We start from the raw sequence: 19,385 nt of genomic DNA on the forward strand, positions 1-19,385 counted from the left end.
TCCGTCACGCTAGTCGCGTGGGGAACGGGTCCGCTTCTTGATTCCTGATCGGTCGGGTGACCTTCTTGGTGACGCACGAGGGCGGCTCGGCGACCACGCCCTCGTGGGCCGCGTCACGGCTGGCGACCTCGTCGCGGTAGGCGCTGGGCGCCATGCCGACGAGCTCGGTGAACCGGGTGCTGAACGTGCCGAGCGAGGAGAAGCCGACCTCGAAGCAGACGTCGGTGACGCTGAGGTCGCCGCGGCGCAGCAGCGCCATCGCCCGCTCGATGCGCCGCGTCATCAGGTAGGAGTACGGCGGCTCGCCGTAGGCCCGCTTGAACTCCCGGCTCAGGTGTCCCGAGGACAGGTGCACGTCGCGGGCCAGCGCGTCGACGTCGAGCGGCTGGGCGTACTCGCGGTCGATCCGGTCGCGCACCTTGCGCAGCAGCGCGAGCGTGCGCAGCCGCTCGGGGTCGATGCCCGGGGTCTCGCTGGCCACGCGGACATTGTCGCAAACCCGCGTGCCGACGGGGATAGCGTGGCGCCATGACTCGGGAGCCCGTCACCGTCCGCACCGCCCAGGCCGACGACGTCGACGCGGTGCGCGAGGTCGGGCACCGGACCTGGCCGCCGACGTACACGCCGATCGCGGGGGCCGACTACGTCCGGACCGGGCTGGAGCAGTGGTGGAGCCGCGAGCGCACGGCGCAGTCGATCGCCGCGGGGCGGGTGCTCGTCGCGGAGCGGGACGGCGCGGTGGTCGGCATGGCGGCGTACACGGTCGAGGGCGACGCGCTCGACCTGTGGCGGCTCTACGTCGTGCCGGAGGCGCACGGGACCGGCGCCGGGCACGCGCTGCTCGAGGCCGTGACGACCGGCCCCGCCGCGGGTCTGCGGGTGGTGCGCCTGGCGCACATGGACGGCAACACGGCGGCGCGGGCGTTCTACGAGCGCCAGGGCTTCACCGAGACGCACCGGTCCGCCGACGAGATCGGCGGACCGGACAACGTCTGGATGGAGCGACCGGTCCCTCGCTCCGGGGGTCACTGACCGGCGATGTACTCCACCGACGGACCGGCGGTCCAGCCGCCGTCGACGGCCAGCTCGGCGCCGGTCGTGTACGACGCGGCGTCGCTGAGCAGGTAGACGACGGCACCGACGAGCTCCTCGGGCCGGCCCACACGCTGGTAGGGGTTGTTGGGGAAGGCGCCCTCGTCGGCGACGATCCCGGTCGGCGCGGTCATCGGCGTCAGCACCATGCCGGGGTGCACCGAGTTGACCCGGATACGGTCCCGGCCGAGCTCGACCGCGGCGATCTTGCTGAGCCCGCGCACGCCCCACTTCGCGGCGCCGTAGCCGCTCGTCATCGCCATGCCCATCAGGCCCGCGGCCGAGGAGATGTTGACGATCGAGCCGCCGCCGGCGGTGCGCATCGCGGGGACGACCGCGCGCAGTCCGGTGTGCACGGCGATCAGGTTGATCTCGATGATCCGGCGGAAGACGTCCGTCGGCTCGTCGGCGGTCAGCTGACCGGTGGCGGAGATGCCGGCGTTGTTGACCAGCCCGTCGAGGCGGCCGAAGGCGTCGGTGCTCGCGGCGACAGCGGCGGCCCAGGACTCCTCACTGGTGACGTCGAGGTGCACGTAGCGGGCGGCCTCGCCGAGCTCGGCGGCAACAGCAGCGCCCTCGTCGTCGAGCAGGTCCCCGATCACGACCCGGCCGCCGGCGGCGACGATGCCGCGGGCGAACGCGGCGCCGAGACCCCGGGCGCCTCCGGTGACGAGGACGACCTTGTCCTGCAGATCCATGGTGCTTCCTTTCCCTGCGGCGCGATGGCGCCGCTTACTCGTGGCGTACGCCGGCGAAGAGTGCCGCGCCGGCCGCGGCCGCCGCCTCGTGGGCGGTGAGACCGTCCTCGACCATGTGGGCGAGGGCGGAGATGGCGAGCACGATCGCCTGACCGCACGCGACGGTCGTGGCGACGGCGTGCTCGGGGGCGCCGATCCGGGCGGCGACGGCGGGCCGCAGCACCGCGGCGGTCGCATAGCTCGCTTCGAGCCAGACCCGGCGCAGCGCGAGGTCACCGAAGACCGTGCGCATGAACGCGCGGGAGTCGGCGTCGCTCATGGTGTGGTTCGCGGCGACGAACGCGCGGGTCACCGCCTCCCCCAGCGGCAGGTCCGCGGGCTGTGCGGCGAGCGCGGCGGCATAGGCCGCGTTGCCGTCGTCGAACAGCGGGCGCAGGCAGTCCGGCTTGGTCGGGAAGTAGCGGTGGAAGCTGCGCTCGGAGACCCCGGACGCGGCGACGAGGGTGGCCACGGTCGGGCTGGAGTCGCCAGCCGCGACGAACACGTCGGCGCACGCCCGGGCGATCCCCAGCAGGGTCGCGGTGCCGGGAGGGCGTCGGGCCATGGCTCCAGCGTACTCCTTTAGTGGCAGATCCTGCCACTAAAGAGGTGCGTAGGGTCGGTGACGTGCACCGCACCGAGCTGAGCGACCCGGCCGGCGTCCGCTGGACCCCCGGCACCCACCACGGCGTGGGCGCGCTCGTCCTCGGCGGCTCCAGCGGCCGCGTCGACGAGCAGCGCGCCCGCCTGCTGGCCGAGCAGGGCGTGCTCGCCGAGTCGATCCAGTGGTTCGGCGGGCCCGGGCAGCACGAGGGCCCGTGGGAGATCCCGCTCGAGACCTTCGCGGCCCGGGTCACGGCGCTCGCCGCCGCGTGCGACCGGGTCGTCGTCGCGGGCGTCTCGTACGGCGCCGAGGCGGCGCTGGCGACCGCGTGCCTGACCGACGCGCCCGTCGCCGCAGTCGCGGCGTTCGCCCCGACCGACGTGATGTGGGCGGGTCTCGACGCCGATGGGCGGCAGACCGCGCACTGGACCCTGGACGGCGTGCCGCTCCCCCACGTTCGCTACGACGAGCGCTGGACGCCGGACGCCGACCCGCCGTCGTACGTAGGGCTCTACCGGGCCTCACGCGCCCTCGATCCCGACGGCGTGGCCGCCGCGGCCCTCCCCGTCGAGCGGATCCCCGAGCTCCTGGTGGTCGCGGGCGACGACGACCAGGTCTGGCCGGCTCGCGAGCAGGCCGAGGAGATCGTGCTGCGGCGGGCGTCGTACGGGCTGGCGACGACGCTCGTCGCCGACCCCGAGGCCGGGCACCGCGCGATCCTGCCCGGCGAGGACGTCGTGGCCGCCGGCCAGCGGATGGCCCGCGGCGGCACCGAGGAGGCCGATCGCCGGCTCGGCGCAGCCGCCTGGGACGCCCTGCTCGCCCTGGTCGCACCCACCCGCTAGCGGCCGCCGCGCTCGATCCCCGCGAGCACCCCGGCGCCGAGCACGCCCACGAGGGGCCGGTAGCAGCGCCGGTCCAGGCCGAGGAACCTCTCCGACGGCTCCGCCATCCCGAGCACCTGGGTCGCGCGGCGTCCGCCGAGGACCGCCCGGGCGAGCAGGCCGGCGCCGACCACCCCGCGCAGCACGTTGCGCGCGCGAGCGTCCCCGCCGGCCGAGGTCGTCGCCGACGCGACGCCGGCGCCGATGAGCCCCGCGCCGACGGCGACCGTGAGCGGCGCCGGCGGCAGGCCCGCACGCGACCCGGTTACGGCGTCGGCCAATACCTCGCGCGAGCCGGCCGGCCACGGGCTCCCGCTCGCCCAGAGGAGGTGGAGCGCTCCGGCGGCGGCGAGCCCCCACCCCGCGGTACGGCAGGCGGCAGTGCGGCAGGTAGTGGTCATGTCGGCTCCTCGGAGGCGGTGGTCACGATGGCGTCGATCGCGCGGCCGAGGGCGGCCGCGGAGGTCGGGTGGCCGTAGGCGACGGCGCCGGCGATCGCGCCGTCGACGAGGTCGACCAGGACGCCGGCCGTCGCGCGGGGATCGGCGAGCCCGAGCCCGGCCAGCGCGCTCGTGGCAGCCTCGAGCAACCGGCTCCGGCCGGCCGCGAGCTCGCCCGCGTCGGGATCGGCGAGCAGTGCCAGCCGGGCCAGCGCCGCGGTCCGCCGCCGAGTGCGGCTCAGCTCGACGTAGCCGACCAGGAAGGGCGCGACGTCCCGCTCCGCCGGCAGCGGACCGAGGCCGGCCAGCAGGGCCAGGTCCTCGTCGAGGAGCTGCTGGACCACGCCGGCGACGAGGCTCGCCCGGGTCCGGAAGTAGTTCGACGTCGAGCCCGGCGCCAGTCCTGCCCGCTCGTCCACCGCCCGGTGGGTCAGTGCGCGCGCTCCCCCGCCGGCCAGCAGGTCGATCGCCGCCACCAGCGCGGTCGCCCTCCGGTCCTGCAGACGCCCCTGCGCACCAGCCACACTACAACTGTAGTGCGCCCGCCTCCCCGGCCCGCGCGCCGGGTTTCCTAGGGTGAGTCCATGAGCCAGATGCCGCCGCCCCCTCCGCCGCCGCCCGGGTACCTGCGCCTGACCGTCCAGGGCAACCGGATGCTGGCGATGATCACGCCGAGCATCCAGATCGACGGCTACCCGGTCGCGGCGCAGTACGGCCAGAACGTCTACCCGATCGCCCCCGGACCGCACCGGGTCTCGGGCCACGCGCAGTGGATGTGGCGCTACGGCCACGCCGAGCAGCAGTTCCAGGTGGCGCCGGGGCAGACCGCCGACGTCTTCTACGCGGCGCCGGCGCTGACGTTCATCAGCGGCCGGATCGGGTTCGAGAAGCAGCGCACGCCGGGCCTGGTCCCGCTGATCGCCGGCCTGGTGGTGCTGTTCGCCCTGCTCTTCGGGCTGATCGCGGTCGCGGCGCTGGCGTCCTGAGCCTGGGGGTTGACGTTCGTTGACCGATCGGTAAATTACCGATCGGTCAACCACGGAGGTCCGCCATGCCCGGCAGCAAGCGCGTCCCGCGCGCCCAGCGCGAGGAGCTCATCCTCGACGCCGCGACGGCCGAGTTCGGCCGCTACGGCCATGCGGGCGCCTCGCTGTCTGCGATCGCGGCGGGCGCCGGCGTCTCCAAGCAGCTCGTCCTCGGCTACTTCGGCTCCAAGGACGCCCTCTTCGCCGCCTGCGCCGACCGGGCCGGCGCCTCGATCGCCGACCGGATCGACGCCGTCCTCGCCGCGGGCGGGCCGCCGCTCACGCTGGCCGAGGGCACGCTCGCGGCCATCTTCACCGCGCTCGCGCCCCGGCCCCACGACTGGAACGTCCTCAACGACCGGACCACGCCGGCCGGCTCCGCCGCGCACCGGGCGGCGCGGACCGCGCGGGTCCGGATCGCCGAGCAGGCCCGCTCGGGCGTCGGGACCCTCGCCGCGCTCGACGCGGTCGCCGACGCCGACGACCTCGAGATCCTCACCGACATCTGGATGGGCAGCGTCTCGGCGCTCGTCGGCTGGTGGCTGCGCCACCCCGACCGCTCCGCCGCCGAGATGACCGAGCGCGGACGCCGCGCGCTCCTCGCCCTGTCCCGCACCCCGGCGCTCGACGAGCAGGAGACCCACCGATGACCGTTCCCGACCGACGCTCCTGGTGGGGCTGGGGCACCGAGGGCCGACAGCTCACGGCCGCCGAGGCCGACACCCTCGCCGGGCGCGTGGCGGCGCTGCTGCCCGGCCACGACCTCACCGACCACGCCCCGCCGGACCCGGCCGCGTTCGCCGTACCGGCGCCCCGGGTCGCGCCGCCCGCGGCACTCGCCGCGCTCTGCTCGGCCGATCCCGTCGACCGGCTCGCGCACGCCCGCGGCAAGGCCTTCCGCGACGTGGTCCGCAACCTCACCGGCGTCCGCGGCCCGATGCCCGACCTCGTCGTCCGCCCGCGCACCGAGCAGGACGTCGTCGACGTGCTCGACTGGTGCACCTCGACGGCCACCCCCGTCGTCCCCTACGGCGGCGGCAGCTCGGTCGTCGGCGGCGTCGAGCCCCGCTTCGAGGGCCCGGCCGTCAGCCTCGACCTGGAGCACCTCGACCAGGTCGTCGAGATCGACGCCACCAGCCGCGCGGCACGGATCCAGGCCGGCACCTACGGCCCCGCGCTCGAGGCCCAGCTGCGCCCGCACGGGCTGACCCTGCGCCACTTCCCCCAGTCCTTCGAGTTCTCCACGCTCGGGGGCTGGCTCGCGACCCGGGCCGGCGGCCACTTCGCCACGCTCGCCACCCACATCGACGACCTCACCGCGTCGCTGCGCGTGGTCACCCCCGCGGGCACCAGCGAGTCGCGCCGCCTGCCCGGCTCCGGCGCGGGCCCCTCGCCGGACCGGATGTTCCTCGGCTCCGAGGGGGCGCTCGGCGTGATCACCGAGGCGTGGATGCGCCTCCAGCTGCGCCCCACCTGGCAGCGCACCGCCACCGTCGCGTTCACCTCGTATGCCGCCGCGGTCGCCGCCACCCGCGCGATCGCCCAGTCCGGCCTGCACCCGGCCAACTGCCGCCTCCTCGACCCGGCCGAGGCCCTCATCAACGCCGGGACCGCGGTCGACGGCGGCCTGCTCATCCTCGCCTTCGAGTCCGCGGACCACCCGGTCGACGCCTGGCTCGGCCGGGCCCTCGAGCTGGTCGCCGACCACGGCGGCACCGTCCTCGCCACCCGGGACCGGGCCACGGACGCCGGCGACCACGGCGCGACCACCGAGGCCGGCGATGCCTCCCAGGCGTGGCGCTCGGCGTTCATCCGGATGCCCTACCAGCGCGACGCCCTCGCCCGCCGCGCGATGGTCGTGGAGACCTTCGAGACCGCGTGCACCTGGGCGGCGTTCCCGGACCTCCACGCGGCCGTCACTGCCGCGGCCACCGACGCGATCGCCCGGGTCTGCGGCGGCCAGGGCGTCGTCACGTGCCGGTTCACCCACGTCTACCCCGACGGACCGGCGCCCTACTACGGCGTCTACGCGGGCGGCCGCTGGGGCAGCACCCTGGCCCAGTGGGACGAGATCAAGGCCGCCGTCTCCGACGCGATCATCGCCCACGGCGGCACCATCACCCACCACCACGCGGTCGGCCGCGACCACCGCCCCTGGTACGACGCCCAGCGCCCCGAGCCCTTCGCCCAGGCGGTGCGCGCGGCCAAGACCGCGCTCGACCCGGCCGGCGTCCTCAACCCCGGGGTGCTGGTGTGAACCTCCTGCGCCACGCGGCGCCGCTCCTCGTGCCCGCGCTCCTGCGCACCGACCGCCGTCTGCAGGCCTCGACCGAGCCGTTCCGCCGGACCGACCTCTTCCGCCCGCACCTCCGCTCGCGCACCTGGGCCTGGACCCACGTCGGCGTCTTCCTGCCCGACCTGCCGGCGCCCTACCGCTTCCTCAACACGATGACGTTCATCGGCGCGACCGGCACCACCTGCTTCGACGACGACCGGATCGCCGCGCCCGACGCCCGCGACACCGCGATGGTGCTCTCCGCGACCGCGCACGGCGAGCAGCACCACCACGCCGGCTACGACGCGGCCACGGAGTGCTCGTTCGCCGAGGCCGGGCCGCTGCGCTGGGGCGAGGACCTCACCGTCGAGGTCGACCTCCCCCGCGTGCGCGTCGCCGGTCGCTACGCGGCCTTCGAGGCCGACGTCGAGCTGGACGTCACCGACCTCGCGTCCTGGTTCGTCCGCAGCCCGGCGTACGACCACGTCAGCCTGCTCGCGCCCTACCGCGCCACCGTGCGTCACGACGCGACCGAGCACACCTTCGCGGGACTCGGCACCGTCGAGTACGCCCGCAGCCTCTCCCCGCAGTCGCTCCTGCGGCGCCCGCTGCCCGGCTGGGCCAAGCTGCCGATCGACTTCTTCACCTACCAGATCGTCAACCTCGACGCCGACACCCAGCTGCTGCTGACCGACGTCAGCGCCCACGGCGTCACCGCCTGCCGGCTGCTCCACGTGCGCACCCGCGGTGGCGCCGCCGAGGTCTACGACGACGTCCGGTTCGAGGTCACCGCCTGGGATCCCGAGCCGCGCCGCGACCCCGCCGGGCGCCCGATGCGGGTGCCGCTCCGGATGCGCTGGACCGTCCGCGACGGCGCCGCCGAGGTGCTCCGGATGGACGCCGAGGTCGACGCGCCGTACCGCTACGGCCACGGCACCGGCTACGTCTCGGCCTTCCGGCACGAGACGACCTGGCGCGGTGCGCAGTGCACCGGCAGCGGGTACGTCGAGTGGGTCGACCGCCGTCAGGACGCCGCGGGCTCCGCCACCCACGCCTCGCTGCGCGACCAGAGCTCGGCCGCCAGCTCGTCGGTCACCACCCGCGACGGCTCCTTGACCCGCTCGTCGTCGTAGTAGCGCCCGCTCTCGCCCGCCACGTCCGGCGACGTGGCGCAGTAGAGCGAGGTCCGGGCCCCGTCGGCGGTCGACTTCATGAAGAGCTTCATCACGTGGCGCACGCCGAACGGCACCTCGCGCCACACGTCCGAGGCGATCGCCCCCGGGTGCAGCGAGTACGTCGTGACCCCGGTGCCCTCCATCCGGCGGGCGAGCTCACGCGCGTGGAGCACGTTGGCGAGCTTGGAGACGCAGTACTCGTCGAACGCCGTGCGCGTCACGCTCGGGCGCCGCACGGCGTCCCAGTCGATGCCCTTGGCGCGGTAGTGCCCGGTGCTCGCGACGTTGACGATCCGCCCCGGCCCGGTCGCCGCGACGTGGTCGCGGAGCAGCTCGGTGAGCAGGAACGTCCCGACGTGGTTGGTGCCGAAGGCCAGCTCGAAGCCGCTCGCGGTCATCCCCCGCTTGCCGGCCAGCCCGGCGTTGTTGAGCAGGACGTCGAGCCGCTCGCCCGAGGCGAGGAAGGTCGCGGCCGCCGCCCGGACCGACGCGAGGTCGCCCAGGTCCAGCGGCAGGTAGTCCAGGTCGGTGTTGCCGGTCTCGTCGGCGATCTCGCGGATCGCCGCCCGGGTCTTGTCCTCGGAGCGCCCGGCGAGCACCACCCGCGCACCACGCCCGGCCAGCACCCGCACCGTCTCCTTGCCGATCCCGGTGTTGGCGCCGGACACCAGGAAGGTCTTGCCGCGCAGCTCGCTCATGCCCGCATCCTCGCCGTCGTGACGACGGGCTGTCTTCCTCCCACGGTCGGGGATCGCCGGTGCCTCAGGTCGGCCCTCGCCCGACCGATCGAAGAAGGAAGAGCACCGGGAGACACACCATGCGGGAATCCAACGTCATCGACCAGGGCCACCTGTCCCACGACCGGCCCTGCCCCTACTGCGGGCACGCCGGGCACTACTACCTGCCGTGCGACCACGACTGCGGCTGCGAGGTCCGGACCCGGTCCTGAGCCGGCCCCGATCACCCGGCGTGTGACGCACGTCATAGACCGGGTGTGACGCAGGTCATGCCAGAGTGAGGCCATGAGCCTCGCGCTGATCCTCACCTTGGTCGCCGTCCTGGTCGTCGCCGCGCTCGCCGTCGGCGCGCTCTTCGGGGTCGTCTACTGGGCCGGGCGGTCCAGCAGCCGCGCCCAGGTGCGCGGGGCGGGCCACGGCCCGACCCACCCCGCCTGAGACCTCAGTCGATCGACTGGCCCAGCAGCCCGGTCACCAGCGCCCGGACGGCGTCGTCCCCGCTGATCGCGACCCGCGCGTCGTCGCCGCGGTGCCACAACCACGCGTCGAGGTCGGAGGCCGTCGCGGCGACCACGAGCGCAGGCGCGGTGCCCGGGTCGGCCACGACGTGCTGGTCGGGCTCGTCGGCGTAGACCTTGCCCTCGGGCGAGGTGCCCGCGAACGTGCCGAGGCGGGTCCAGATCGAGGTCGCGGTGTCGGTCATCCGGTACTCGACGACGTGCTCGCCGGGGGTGAACCGGCCCCAGTCGGGCAGGCCGCCGTACATCACGTCGAGGGCCTCGTGGACCCCGTCGGTGGCCAGCGCCGCGGGCAGCGGGGTCACCTGTCCGGCGGCCAGCTCGGCGTCGAGGCGGTGGATCAGCGCCTCGTGGGCCTGGCGGCGGTAGGTGAAGGCGACCTTCTGGTCGTCCGGACCCGACCATGACCAGGCCGGCTCGGCCGGGTCGGCTGCCGCCAGCGTGGCGACGAAGGTGTCGTGGGTGCTCCGGAAGCGCGCCAGCTCGTCGTCGTACGACGCGAGGGGGGCGCGCCCCTCGGCGTCCTCGTCGACGGGCGCCACCGGCCGGCCGGCGATGATGCCGGTCCAGAAGTGCTGGACCCCGCTCAGGTGGGCCACCAGGTCCGCGGCGGTCCAGTCGGGGCACGAGGGCACCCGTGCGTCGGGCGGGCAGGTCGCGAGGACGTCGGCGAACCGGGCGGACTCGGTGCGGATGTGGTCGAGGTAGGCGTCAGGGCCGAGAAGGGTCATGGACGAAGCATGACCTTGATCGCGCGCCGCTCGTCCATCGCCCGGTACCCCTCGGGCGATTCCTCCATCGGCAGGGTCAGGTCGAAGACCCGGCCCGGGTCGATGGCCCGGTCCTGGACCAGCCGCAGCAGGTCGGGCAGGTAGCGGCGCACGGGGGCGATGCCGCCGCGCAGGCCGATGTTGGTCTCGAAGAGCTTGCGCACGGGCAGCTCGACCCCGTGCGGTACGCCGACGTACCCGACGCCGCCGCCGGGCCGGGTGACCCCGATCGCGGTCGTCATCGCGTCACCGGTGCCCACGCACTCGAGCGCCGCGTCGGCGCCCACGCCGTCGGTGAGCTCGAGCACCTCGGCGATCGCCTCCTTGCCGCGGGCGGCGACCACGTGGGTCGCCCCGAACGCCCGGGCCAGCTCCTGGCGCGGGGCGTGCCGCGACATCGCGACGATCCGCTCGGCGCCCATCGCCTTGGCCGCGATCACGGCGCACAGACCGACCGCGCCGTCGCCGACCACCACCGCGGTGTCGCCCGGCTTGACGCCCGCGCAGACCGCGGCGTGCCACCCGGTCGGCATCACGTCGGTGAGCGCGAGCACCGAGGCGAGCAGGTCCTCAGGCGGCGTACCGCCGGTGGTGACGAGGCTGCCGTCGGCCTGGCCGACCCGGGCGTACTCGGCCTGGCCGCTGGAGGTCATCGACAGGTTGACGCACGCCGACTGCGCGCCGTTGCGGCAGTGGGCGCAGGTGTTGTCGCAGTGGCAGAACGGCACGATCACGTAGTCGCCGGCCCGGAAGTCGCGCACCTCGGTACCGACCTCCTCGACCACGCCGATGCACTCGTGGCCGATGGTGGCGCCGGGACGGATCGGGTTCTCCCCGCGGTAGGGCCACAGGTCCGAGCCGCAGATGCAGCCGGCGGTGACCTTGACGATGGCGTCGGTGGGACGCTTGAGCTGAGGGTCCGGGACCTCGTCGACCCGGATGTCACGGGTCCCGTGGATCGTCGTCGCGCGCATGTCCCGCAGTCTTCCACCTGGGCCGGAACCGCCGCGCCGGGGCGCCGCGTGCTTGCCTTATCTCATATATGAGTTACCGTCGAGGCATGACTTCCGACGAGCCGACCGACGACTACAAGGGCCGGATCGGGAACCTCATCCGGGACGCTCGCAAGCACCGTGAGCTGACCCAGGCGCAGCTGGCCGAGCGCCTCGGCACCAGCCAGAGCGCGATCAACCGGATCGAGAAGGGCCACCAGAACCTCTCGCTCGAGATGCTCGCCCGGATCGGCAGCGCGCTCGACTCCGAGATCGTCGCGCTCGGCGCGGGCCCGACCCACCTGCGGGTCAAGGGACCCACGACGCTGACCGGCAGCATCGACGTCAAGACCTCCAAGAACGCCGGCGTCGCGCTCCTGTGCGCCTCGCTGCTCAACCGGGGCCGCACCACGCTGCGCAAGGTCGCGCGCATCGAGGAGGTCAACCGGCTCCTCGAGGTGCTCGACAGCATCGGCGTGCAGACCCGCTGGATCAACGGCGAGAACGACCTCGAGATCATCCCGCCCAAGGACATCGACCTGACCCGCATCGACGAGGAGGCCGCGCGGCGTACCCGCTCGGTGATCATGTTCCTCGGCCCGCTGCTGCACCGCGCCGACACCTTCGAGCTGCCCTACGCCGGCGGCTGCAACCTCGGCACCCGCACGGTCGAGCCGCACATGTCCGCGCTGCGCCCGTTCGGCCTCGAGGTCAAGGCGACCGACGGCTGGTACCACGCCCAGCTCAACCGGGCGATCGTCCCCGGCCGCCCGATCGTGCTCACCGAGCGCGGCGACACGGTCACCGAGAACGCGCTCATGGCCGCCGCGCTGCACCCCGGCACGACCGTGATCCGCAACGCCTCGTCCAACTACATGGTCCAGGACCTCTGCTTCTACCTCCAGGCGCTCGGCGTCGAGGTCGAGGGCATCGGCACCACCACCCTGACCGTCACCGGCCGCGAGAGCATCGACGTCGACGTCGACTACTCCCCCAGCGAGGACCCGATCGAGGCGATGTCGCTGCTCGCCGCCGCGATCGTGACCCGCTCCGAGATCACCATCCGGCGCGCGCCGATCGAGTTCCTCGAGATCGAGCTCGCGGTGCTCGAGGAGATGGGCTTCCGCTACGACCGCACCGAGGAGTACCTCGCGGCCAACGGCCGGACCCGCCTGGTCGACATCACCACGCACCCCTCCGACCTCGTCGCCCCCCGCGACAAGATCCACCCGATGCCGTTCCCCGGTCTCAACATCGACAACCTGCCGTTCTTCGCCATCATCGGCGCGGTCGCCGAGGGCCAGACCTACCTGCACGACTGGGTCTACGACAACCGGGCGATCTACCTCACCGAGCTCAACAAGCTCGGCGGCCGGGTCACCCTGCTCGACCCGCACCGGATCCAGATCGAGGGCCCGACCTCCTGGACCGGCACCGAGCTGGTGTGCCCGCCGGCGCTGCGGCCCGCGGTCGTCGTCCTGCTGGCGATGCTGGCGAGCAAGGGCACCTCGGTGCTGCGGAGCACCTACGTGATCCACCGCGGCTACGAGGACCTCGCCGAGAGGCTCAGCTCGCTGGGCGCCGAGATCGAGACCTTCCGCGACATCTGAGCTCGATGGGCCGAGCGCGTCTCCGCCGCCAGGGAGGCAGCGAGCTGCCGGGAGGCGTCTCCCGCCGCGCTGCCGGCCGAGCGGCCCAGCACCCTCTGAGAGGCCACCCCATGTACCTGGAGCCCGGCAGGGTCCTCGCTTTCGCGCACCGCGGCGGTGCCTACCACCCCGAGATCGAGGGCCTGGAGAACACGCTGGCCGCGTTCCGGCACGCCGCGGCGCTCGGCTACGACTACCTCGAGACCGACGTCCACCTGACCGCCGACGGCGTGCTGCTGGCGTTCCACGACGAGGTCCTCGACCGGGTCACCGACCAGCAGGGCGCGATCCGCGAGCTCACCCTCGCCGAGGTACGCCGCGCCCGGATCGGCGGGCGCGAGGAGGTACCGACCCTGGTCGACCTCCTCGACGCCTTCCCCGAGGCGCGGTTCAACATCGACCTCAAGTCCGAGGGCGCGGCCGAGGCGCTCGCCGCGCTCGTCCGCGAGCGCGACCTGTGGGACCGGCTGCTCGTCGCCTCGTTCTCGCGCCGCCGGATCGGCCGCTTCCGCGAGCTCACCGGCGGCCGGGTGCCGACCGCGGCCGACCCCTGGCAGATCGTCGCCTTTCGGCTCTCCCCCAGCGTCCGGCTGGCCCGGCTCCTCGCCGGAGGGCGCTTCGCCGCCTTCCAGGTGCCCCACCGGCGCGGCCGGTTCGTGGTGACCACGCCCAGTTTCGTGCGCCGCGCCCACGCGGCCGGCCTCCAGGTCCACGTCTGGACCATCGACGAGCCCGCCGAGATGCACACGCTCCTCGACCGCGGTGTCGACGGGCTCTTCACGGACCGCACCGACGTGCTCAAGGATGTGCTGCAGCGACGTGGCCAGTGGTGGTCCGCGCGGGGAGGCACGACATGACGATCGCGGACCTGGGCCCGCTCAACCGGGCCCGCGAGCAGCGCGCCTGGTATTTCACCGACTGGGCCGCCTCGGCGTTCCAGACGACCGTCGCCGGCGTGCTCTTCGCGCCCTACCTGATCTCGGTGGCCGAGAACGCCGTCGGCGAGCACGGGCGGATCCACGTGCTCGGGCTGGCGATCGCGCCGGGCTCGCTGCCGTCGTACGTGATCACGGTGTCGACGCTCCTGAGCGCCCTGATCTTCCCCCTCGTCGGCGCGATCGCCGATCGCACCGCCCGCAAGCCCGACCTGCTGGTCGGCCTGTCCTGGATCGGCGCGGTCGCCGCGGGCCTGCTGTTCTTCATGAGCGGCGAGAACTGGCTCTTCGGCAGCATCGCGTTCATGGTCGCCAACCTCGCCGGTGGCGCCGCGATCGTGGTCAGCGACTCGATCCTGCCCCTCATCTCCGACGAGAAGGAGCGCGACCGCGTCTCGTCGGTCGGCTGGGCCTACGGGTACGCCGGCGGCGGCCTCCTGCTCGCCGTCAACTTCGCCGTCGTCACCTTCCACGACGCCCTCGGCCTCGACAAGGAGATGGCCGTGCGCCTCTCCCTGCTCTCGGCCGCGATCTGGTGGGCGGCGTTCATGGTCATCCCCTGGCGCCGGATCAAGCAGCACCCCCCGGTCGACGTCGAGGACGTCGCCGGCGGCCTGATGTCCCGCTCCTTCGGCCAGCTCGCCGCGACCCTGCGCGACCTGCGCAACTACCCGGTCGCGCTGACCTTCCTGGTCGCCTACCTGTTCTTCAACGACGGCATCCAGACCGTCATCGCCTCCGCCTCGACCTTCGGCATCGAGGAGCTCGGCTTCGGCGAGGGCACCGTGCTCGGCACCTACCTGCTCGTGCAGTTCGTGGCGATGTTCGGCGCGATCGGCTTCGGCCGGGCCGCCGCGCGCCACGGCGCCAAGAAGGTCATCCTGGCCGGGCTCGTCGGCTGGATGGCCATCGTGAGCGTCGCGCTCGTCGTACCGGACGGGCAGCTGGTGCCCTTCCTGGTCCTCGGCGTCGCCATCGGTGTCGTCCTCGGGGGCACCCAGGCGCTGGCCCGCTCGTACTTCTCGCTGTTCATCCCGCGCGGCAAGGAGGCCGAGTACTTCAGCCTCTACCACGCCATGGACCGCGGGACCTCGTGGTTCGGCACGCTGACCTTCGGCATCGTCTACCAGATCACCGACTCCTACCGGCCGGCGATCTTCGCCCTCATCGCGTTCTTCGTCCTGGGCGGGCTGCTGCTCCTGCGGGTCGACACGGAGCGTGGGATCCGGGACGCTGGCAACGAGCGGCCGGCGGTCATCTGACCGGTGCGCTCCGGTGACGCACTGGTACAGACAGATGGTGTCAGGCGCCTCATCGAGGCTTGGAACCTTTTACCGGTGGGTAGCGTTGAAAGGACCAGAGGCGAAACACGGGAGGTGAGGTTCTCATGGCGGAGCGCACACTGCGCGGTGCCCGACTGGGCGGCCAGTCGTTCGAGGACGAGCGGGGGATCGAGTTCGCTGCTCGCCAGCAGGTCGGCTACCGCTGTCCCCAGGGGCACGATTTCGAGATCACGATGTCGATCGAGGCGGAGGTGCCCGCCATCTGGGAGTGCCCCCGATGCGGGCTCGAGGCCGAGTCCACGGCCGGCATCCAGCGTGAGGTCAAGGCGGAGAAGCCCCAGCGGACCCACTGGGACATGCTGCTGGAGCGTCGCTCGGAGAAGGAGCTCGAGGAGATCCTCACCGAGCGCCTGGAGCTCCTGCGCGGCGGCGAGATCGGACCGGCGCACCTGCACCGGGCCAACGCCCGCAAGCGCAAGGCTGCCAAGGCCTGACGCTCGGCCCACGAACCGAGGATCAGTCCTCGGACTCGTCGATCACCTCGCCCCGGACCACCACTGGTCCGGGGCGAGTGGCGTCTCCGGGGCCGGCCGGGCCGAAGGGGCCGCTGAACGTCCCGACCCGCCGTACGGCGAGCCCGGCGACCAGCCCGCGGAACAGCGGCCGGGTGAACGGGACGATGAGCAGCAGCGCGAGCAGGTCGCTGACGAACCCCGGGACGGCGAGCAGCACGCCCGCGACCACGACCAGCCCCCGGTCGCCGACCTCGCGGTCGGGCAGCTGACCGGTCTCGAGCCGGGTGCGCAGGGCGTCGACTGCGCGGCGTCCGGCGCGCCGGATCACCGCGATGCCGAGGACGACGTCGAGGAACAGCAGGAGCACGGTCCAGCCCACGCCGATGCTCCGGCCCACGGCGGCCAGCACGACCACCTCGAGGGCCACCACGAGGCCGAAGCCCAGCAGCACCAGGGCCAGTGTCCGGCGTCCGCGCCTGCTCATCGGCGTCTCTCCCTCATCGTCGTTGCAGCTCCCGCTCCGCCACTGCCGGGCCGCGCTCGCTGCGCAGCCGCGCCCACCGCTCGCGCAGACCCCACTCGGTGATCCGCTTGAGCGACTCCACGGCCACCTGGCCGCTCATCTTGGACTCGCCGCGCACCCGCTCGACGAACTCGATGGGCACCTCGCGCACGGTCAGGCCGGCGCGCAGGGTCCGCGAGACGAGGTCGGTCTGGAAGACGTAGCCCGTGGAGCGCACCTCGTCGAGGCGCAGCTTCGCCAGGGTCGTGCGCCGGAAGAGCCGGAAGCCGGCGGTCGCGTCGCGCACGTCGATGCCGAGCAGCACCCGGACGTAGAGGTTGCCGCCGCGCGAGAGCGCCTCGCGCTGCCAGGGCCAGTTGACGACCGAGCCGCCGGGGACCCAGCGCGAGCCGATCACCAGGTCGGCGTCGCGCAGGGCGGTGAGCAGGCGGTGGAGCTGCTCGGGCTGGTGGGAGCCGTCGGCGTCCATCTCGCCGATGACGTCGTAGCCCTGCTCCAGGGCCCAACCGAACCCGGCGAGGTACGCCGCCCCGAGCCCGCCCTTGGCGGTGCGGTGCAGCACGTGGACCTGGGGGTCGGCCGCGGCGAGCCGGTCGGCGATGGCGCCGGTGCCGTCGGGCGAGCCGTCGTCGACCACGAGGACGTCGACGGTGGGCTGGGCGGTGCGCAGCCGGTCGACGATCCAGGCGAGGTTGTCCGCCTCGTTGTACGTGGGGATCACCATCACCGTGCGGCCCAGGGTGAGATCGGTGTCAGCCAACGGATGCCTCGCTCGTGTTCGTGGTGGGGGTCGGCGCGGGGTCGCCCTCGGTGGAGCTCACCCGCGCAGGGCCATCGAACTCTCGCCGTCGACGGTACGCGAGGGCACCTGACACGAGAGCGCCGAGCGTCAGGAGGGTGAACATCCGGGCCGGCCAGGGGCCCAGGCGCATCGCCGGGGTCAGCGCCGTGGCCAGGCCGACCTCCTCGTCGAGCACCCCGGTGGTCCGCGGCGTCAGCGAGGCGACCACGGTGCCGTCGGAGGCGATCACGCCGGTGCGGCCGTTGGTCGAGGCCACCGTCAGCCAGCGGCCCGCCTCGATGGCGCGCAGCCGGGTGATCGCGAACTGCTGCTCGATCTGGTGGGTGAAGATGAAGCTGGCGTTGCTGGTCTGGACCGTGAGCAGCTGGGCGCCCGAGCGGACCTGCGGGGGCAGCACGCCGTCGTACGCGACGTCGAAGCAGATCGCGTCGGCCACCTCGATCCCGGCCACCCGCAGCGGCGTGGTGCGGGTGCCGGCCCGCATGTCGCGCGAGATGAGCGCGAGCTTGCCGAACTTGGGGTTCCAGATGTCGCGGAACGGGATGTACTCGCCGTAGGGCACCGGGTGGTGCTTGGTGTAGCGGTCCCCCGGCCCGGTCTCCGGGTCCCAGACGATGCCCTGGTTGAGGACGTGCTTCGGGCCGTCGTCGACGATCCCGCCGACCACCACCGGTACGCCGATCGCGGCGACCGCCTCGGTGATCCCGGTGTTGACCTCGCCGGGCTCGAACGGGTCGACCGCCGTGGAGTTCTCGGGCCAGAGCACGAAGTCGGGCCGCGGCCGCTCCCCCGCCGAGACCTGGGCGGCGAGCTCGACCGTGGCGTCGACGTGGTTGCGGGTGACGCCGAGGTAGTCCCAGAGGATGTCGTTGCCCGGCCCGGGCACGTTGCCCTGGACGACGGCCACGGTCGCGGTCCCGGTCTGGGGGATGTCGTAGGGCACGACGGCGGGCGTCACCAGCAGCGCCAGGACGCCGACCGCGCCGAGCGCGGGCAGCCGCCACGGCACCGTGGTGTCGCGGCGCCGCGCGAGCAGGGCCTCGACCAGGTGGGCCAGGGCGAACCCGGTCAGGGCCAGCAGGAACGAGAGCCCGGTCATCCCGACGTAGGCGACCATGTTGGCCGCCGGGGTGTCGACCGCGGCGAACGCCAGCCGTCCCCAGGGCATCCCGCTGAACGGCCAGCCGCTGCGGATCGTCTCCATGCTGGTCCACGCCGCGGCCAGCCACAGCGGCCAGGCCGGCAGCCGGCGCAGCAGGGGCACGGCGAGGCCCAGCAGGCCGTAGAACAGCGCCTCGGCGGCCGAGAGCGCCAGCCAGGCGTCGGTGCCGATCGAGGCGCGCATCCAGGCGATGTGGCTGTAGTAGAAGACGACGCCGAAGACGAGCCCGACGAGGAAGGAGCGGCGCACGCTGAGGTCGCGCAGTGCGAGCGCGTAGAGCGCGACGCCGAGGGGCAGCAGCCACCCCATCGCGACCGGCTCGAACGACGCGGTCAGCAGGGCGCCGCCGAGAGCCGCGAGGAACAAGCGTTGCACCACGCGCAGAGCCTAGTCGGCCGGGCCTCCCCTGCAGGACGGAAGGGTCGGGGGCGCCTTCGGACCATCGCGACGCCGGCTGGCTGCAGAAGCAGCGACGTTGTCTAGGGAGCCCCGGACCCTTCCGGTCCGCCCTCGAGGAGCGAACCGACCTCCGCGAACCGTGGTCGGGTGGAGCTGGTGCTACTCCCCCGAACGTACGGCCACTCGGACGTCGGTCCGCCGGCCACGACCTGCACGAGCGAACGTCTCCGTACTCTGGTGAGCCTTACCCGCACTGTCAACCGTCCGCTGACCTGCGGCGATCCGCGTTCTCGCAGGTCAGAAGGGGCCGCCGGGCCCTCGAAAAAGTCCGAAAAAAGTCGGCGCCCACGGCGTGTCGCCGGGCGACGCGCCGGGCTCAGGTGCTGACGGGCCGGTTCTCGTAGTAGGTCGAGAGCACGATCGTGGTCCGGGTCGACACGTTGGCGACCGAGCGGATCCGGCTCAGCAGGCCCTCGAGCTCGAAGGGCGTGGTGATCCGGACCTTGAGGAGGTAGGACTCCTCACCGGCCACCGACCAGCACGACTCGATCTCGGGCAGGTCGACGAGCCGGTCGGGGCAGTCGTCGGGCTGCGAGGGGTCGATCGGGCGGATCGCGATGAACGCGGTCAGCGGCAGACCGATCTCGGCGTAGTTGACGGTGGCGCCGTAGCCGAGGATGAGGCCGCGCTGCTCGAGGCGCTTGACCCGCTGGTGCACGGCCGAGGTCGAGAGCCCCGTGGCCCGCCCGAGATCGGTGTACGACATGCGCCCGTCCTTGGCCAGAAGCTCCAGGATCTGCCGGTCGGTCGCCTCGACCGCGGGATTGGTGCTCTGACTCACAACGTGCAGCCTAATAGGCTCTGCCCT

General features: G+C 73.3%; 24 protein-coding genes. 12 read left to right on the top strand and 12 right to left on the bottom strand.

Features of this window, described 5'->3' with window-relative positions; all coding sequences use genetic code 11:
* Positions 1–4: 4 nt before the first annotated feature.
* Positions 5–481, bottom strand: a complete 477-nt coding sequence (locus tag CCO04_RS19975) for an AraC family transcriptional regulator (protein ID WP_308281382.1) — start codon at positions 479–481, stop codon at positions 5–7.
* A gap of 47 nt (positions 482–528) precedes the next feature.
* Between CCO04_RS19975 and CCO04_RS19980 the strand changes: the two genes are divergently transcribed.
* A complete protein-coding gene (locus CCO04_RS19980; RefSeq protein ID WP_215815915.1) occupies positions 529–1,032 on the top strand; it encodes a GNAT family N-acetyltransferase in 504 nt (167 codons plus the stop codon).
* Here CCO04_RS19980 and CCO04_RS19985 read toward each other — a convergent pair.
* Entirely contained in the window at positions 1,026–1,790 is a 765-nt protein-coding gene (locus CCO04_RS19985) for a glucose 1-dehydrogenase (protein ID WP_215815916.1), read from the bottom strand. The two genes, CCO04_RS19980 and CCO04_RS19985, sit on opposite strands and share 7 nt — an antisense overlap.
* 34 nt (positions 1,791–1,824) lie before the next feature.
* Entirely contained in the window at positions 1,825–2,394 is a 570-nt protein-coding gene (locus CCO04_RS19990; RefSeq protein WP_215815917.1) for a TetR/AcrR family transcriptional regulator, read from the bottom strand.
* Positions 2,395–2,456: 62 nt separating this feature from the next.
* Here CCO04_RS19990 and CCO04_RS28730 point away from each other — a divergent pair, with 62 nt between their 5' ends.
* On the top strand, positions 2,457–3,278 hold the full coding sequence (locus CCO04_RS28730) for an alpha/beta fold hydrolase (RefSeq protein WP_215815918.1): 822 nt from the start codon (positions 2,457–2,459) through the stop codon (positions 3,276–3,278).
* Here CCO04_RS28730 and CCO04_RS20000 read toward each other — a convergent pair.
* A complete protein-coding gene (locus CCO04_RS20000) occupies positions 3,275–3,718 on the bottom strand; it encodes a DUF3995 domain-containing protein (protein ID WP_215815919.1) in 444 nt (147 codons plus the stop codon). The genes CCO04_RS28730 and CCO04_RS20000 overlap by 4 nt on opposite strands.
* Complete coding sequence (locus CCO04_RS20005) at positions 3,715–4,281, bottom strand: hypothetical protein (protein WP_308281383.1); 567 nt, start codon at positions 4,279–4,281, stop codon at positions 3,715–3,717. The genes CCO04_RS20000 and CCO04_RS20005 overlap by 4 nt, the downstream gene beginning before the upstream one ends.
* A gap of 60 nt (positions 4,282–4,341) precedes the next feature.
* Between CCO04_RS20005 and CCO04_RS20010 the strand changes: the two genes are divergently transcribed.
* The 4 genes from CCO04_RS20010 (at position 4,342) to CCO04_RS20025 (ending at position 8,190) form a co-directional block, all read left to right on the top strand.
* Positions 4,342–4,743: a hypothetical protein gene (locus CCO04_RS20010; protein ID WP_215815920.1), complete on the top strand. Its 402-nt coding sequence runs from the start codon at positions 4,342–4,344 to the stop codon at positions 4,741–4,743.
* 65 nt (positions 4,744–4,808) lie between these two features.
* Complete coding sequence (locus tag CCO04_RS20015; protein WP_215815921.1) at positions 4,809–5,432, top strand: TetR/AcrR family transcriptional regulator; 624 nt, start codon at positions 4,809–4,811, stop codon at positions 5,430–5,432.
* Positions 5,429–7,039: an FAD-binding oxidoreductase gene (locus CCO04_RS20020; RefSeq protein ID WP_215815922.1), complete on the top strand. Its 1,611-nt coding sequence runs from the start codon at positions 5,429–5,431 to the stop codon at positions 7,037–7,039. Before CCO04_RS20015 ends, CCO04_RS20020 begins: the two co-directional genes overlap by 4 nt.
* Positions 7,036–8,190, top strand: coding sequence for a DUF6670 family protein (locus CCO04_RS20025; protein ID WP_215815923.1), 1,155 nt, complete (start codon positions 7,036–7,038; stop codon positions 8,188–8,190). The genes CCO04_RS20020 and CCO04_RS20025 overlap by 4 nt, the downstream gene beginning before the upstream one ends.
* On the opposite strand, the gene CCO04_RS20030 is transcribed toward CCO04_RS20025, so the two are convergent.
* Entirely contained in the window at positions 8,082–8,930 is an 849-nt protein-coding gene (locus CCO04_RS20030) for an SDR family oxidoreductase (RefSeq protein ID WP_215815924.1), read from the bottom strand. The two genes, CCO04_RS20025 and CCO04_RS20030, sit on opposite strands and share 109 nt — an antisense overlap.
* Positions 8,931–9,049: 119 nt before the next feature.
* Between CCO04_RS20030 and CCO04_RS29310 the strand changes: the two genes are divergently transcribed.
* Together CCO04_RS29310 and CCO04_RS20035 are read left to right on the top strand one after the other, a co-directional pair.
* Positions 9,050–9,181, top strand: a complete 132-nt coding sequence (locus CCO04_RS29310) for a hypothetical protein (RefSeq protein ID WP_256448603.1) — start codon at positions 9,050–9,052, stop codon at positions 9,179–9,181.
* 73 nt (positions 9,182–9,254) lie between these two features.
* Positions 9,255–9,407, top strand: a complete 153-nt coding sequence (locus CCO04_RS20035; RefSeq protein ID WP_215815925.1) for a hypothetical protein — start codon at positions 9,255–9,257, stop codon at positions 9,405–9,407.
* Between the two features lie 4 nt (positions 9,408–9,411).
* Here CCO04_RS20035 and CCO04_RS20040 read toward each other — a convergent pair whose 3' ends face one another.
* Positions 9,412–10,218: a maleylpyruvate isomerase family mycothiol-dependent enzyme gene (locus CCO04_RS20040; RefSeq protein WP_215815926.1), complete on the bottom strand. Its 807-nt coding sequence runs from the start codon at positions 10,216–10,218 to the stop codon at positions 9,412–9,414.
* Positions 10,215–11,231 carry a zinc-dependent alcohol dehydrogenase family protein gene (locus CCO04_RS20045; protein ID WP_215815927.1) on the bottom strand — a complete coding sequence of 339 codons (1,017 nt, stop codon included), beginning with the start codon at positions 11,229–11,231 and terminating at the stop codon, positions 10,215–10,217. The genes CCO04_RS20040 and CCO04_RS20045 overlap by 4 nt, the downstream gene beginning before the upstream one ends.
* Before the next feature lie 86 nt (positions 11,232–11,317).
* Between CCO04_RS20045 and CCO04_RS20050 the strand changes: the two genes are divergently transcribed.
* The 4 genes from CCO04_RS20050 (at position 11,318) to CCO04_RS20065 (ending at position 15,610) form a co-directional block, all read left to right on the top strand.
* The gene (locus CCO04_RS20050) at positions 11,318–12,859 is read left to right on the top strand and encodes a UDP-N-acetylglucosamine 1-carboxyvinyltransferase (protein WP_215815928.1); all 1,542 of its coding nucleotides are present in this window, start codon (positions 11,318–11,320) and stop codon (positions 12,857–12,859) included.
* A gap of 110 nt (positions 12,860–12,969) precedes the next feature.
* On the top strand, positions 12,970–13,755 hold the full coding sequence (locus tag CCO04_RS20055) for a glycerophosphodiester phosphodiesterase (RefSeq protein ID WP_215815929.1): 786 nt from the start codon (positions 12,970–12,972) through the stop codon (positions 13,753–13,755).
* Entirely contained in the window at positions 13,752–15,095 is a 1,344-nt protein-coding gene (locus tag CCO04_RS20060) for an MFS transporter (protein ID WP_215815930.1), read from the top strand. Before CCO04_RS20055 ends, CCO04_RS20060 begins: the two co-directional genes overlap by 4 nt.
* 125 nt (positions 15,096–15,220) lie before the next feature.
* Positions 15,221–15,610, top strand: a complete 390-nt coding sequence (locus CCO04_RS20065) for an RNA polymerase-binding protein RbpA (RefSeq protein WP_038678948.1) — start codon at positions 15,221–15,223, stop codon at positions 15,608–15,610.
* Positions 15,611–15,632: 22 nt separating this feature from the next.
* Here the strand turns inward: CCO04_RS20065 and CCO04_RS20070 are convergent, their stop codons facing one another.
* The 4 genes from CCO04_RS20070 to CCO04_RS20085 form a co-directional block, all read right to left on the bottom strand.
* Positions 15,633–16,115 carry an FxsA family protein gene (locus CCO04_RS20070; protein WP_215815931.1) on the bottom strand — a complete coding sequence of 161 codons (483 nt, stop codon included), beginning with the start codon at positions 16,113–16,115 and terminating at the stop codon, positions 15,633–15,635.
* Between the two features lie 13 nt (positions 16,116–16,128).
* Positions 16,129–16,878, bottom strand: coding sequence for a polyprenol monophosphomannose synthase (locus tag CCO04_RS20075; protein ID WP_215816095.1), 750 nt, complete (start codon positions 16,876–16,878; stop codon positions 16,129–16,131).
* Between the two features lie 28 nt (positions 16,879–16,906).
* Complete coding sequence (gene lnt, locus CCO04_RS20080) at positions 16,907–18,496, bottom strand: apolipoprotein N-acyltransferase (RefSeq protein ID WP_308281385.1); 1,590 nt, start codon at positions 18,494–18,496, stop codon at positions 16,907–16,909.
* Between the two features lie 397 nt (positions 18,497–18,893).
* Positions 18,894–19,358 (bottom strand): Lrp/AsnC family transcriptional regulator, encoded by a 465-nt coding sequence (locus tag CCO04_RS20085; RefSeq protein WP_257750852.1) that lies wholly within the window; start codon positions 19,356–19,358, stop codon positions 18,894–18,896.
* Positions 19,359–19,385: the final 27 nt, after the last annotated feature.

The organism is Pimelobacter sp. 30-1 (genome assembly GCF_018831735.1).
Taxonomy (GTDB): Bacteria; Actinomycetota; Actinomycetes; order Propionibacteriales; family Nocardioidaceae; genus Nocardioides.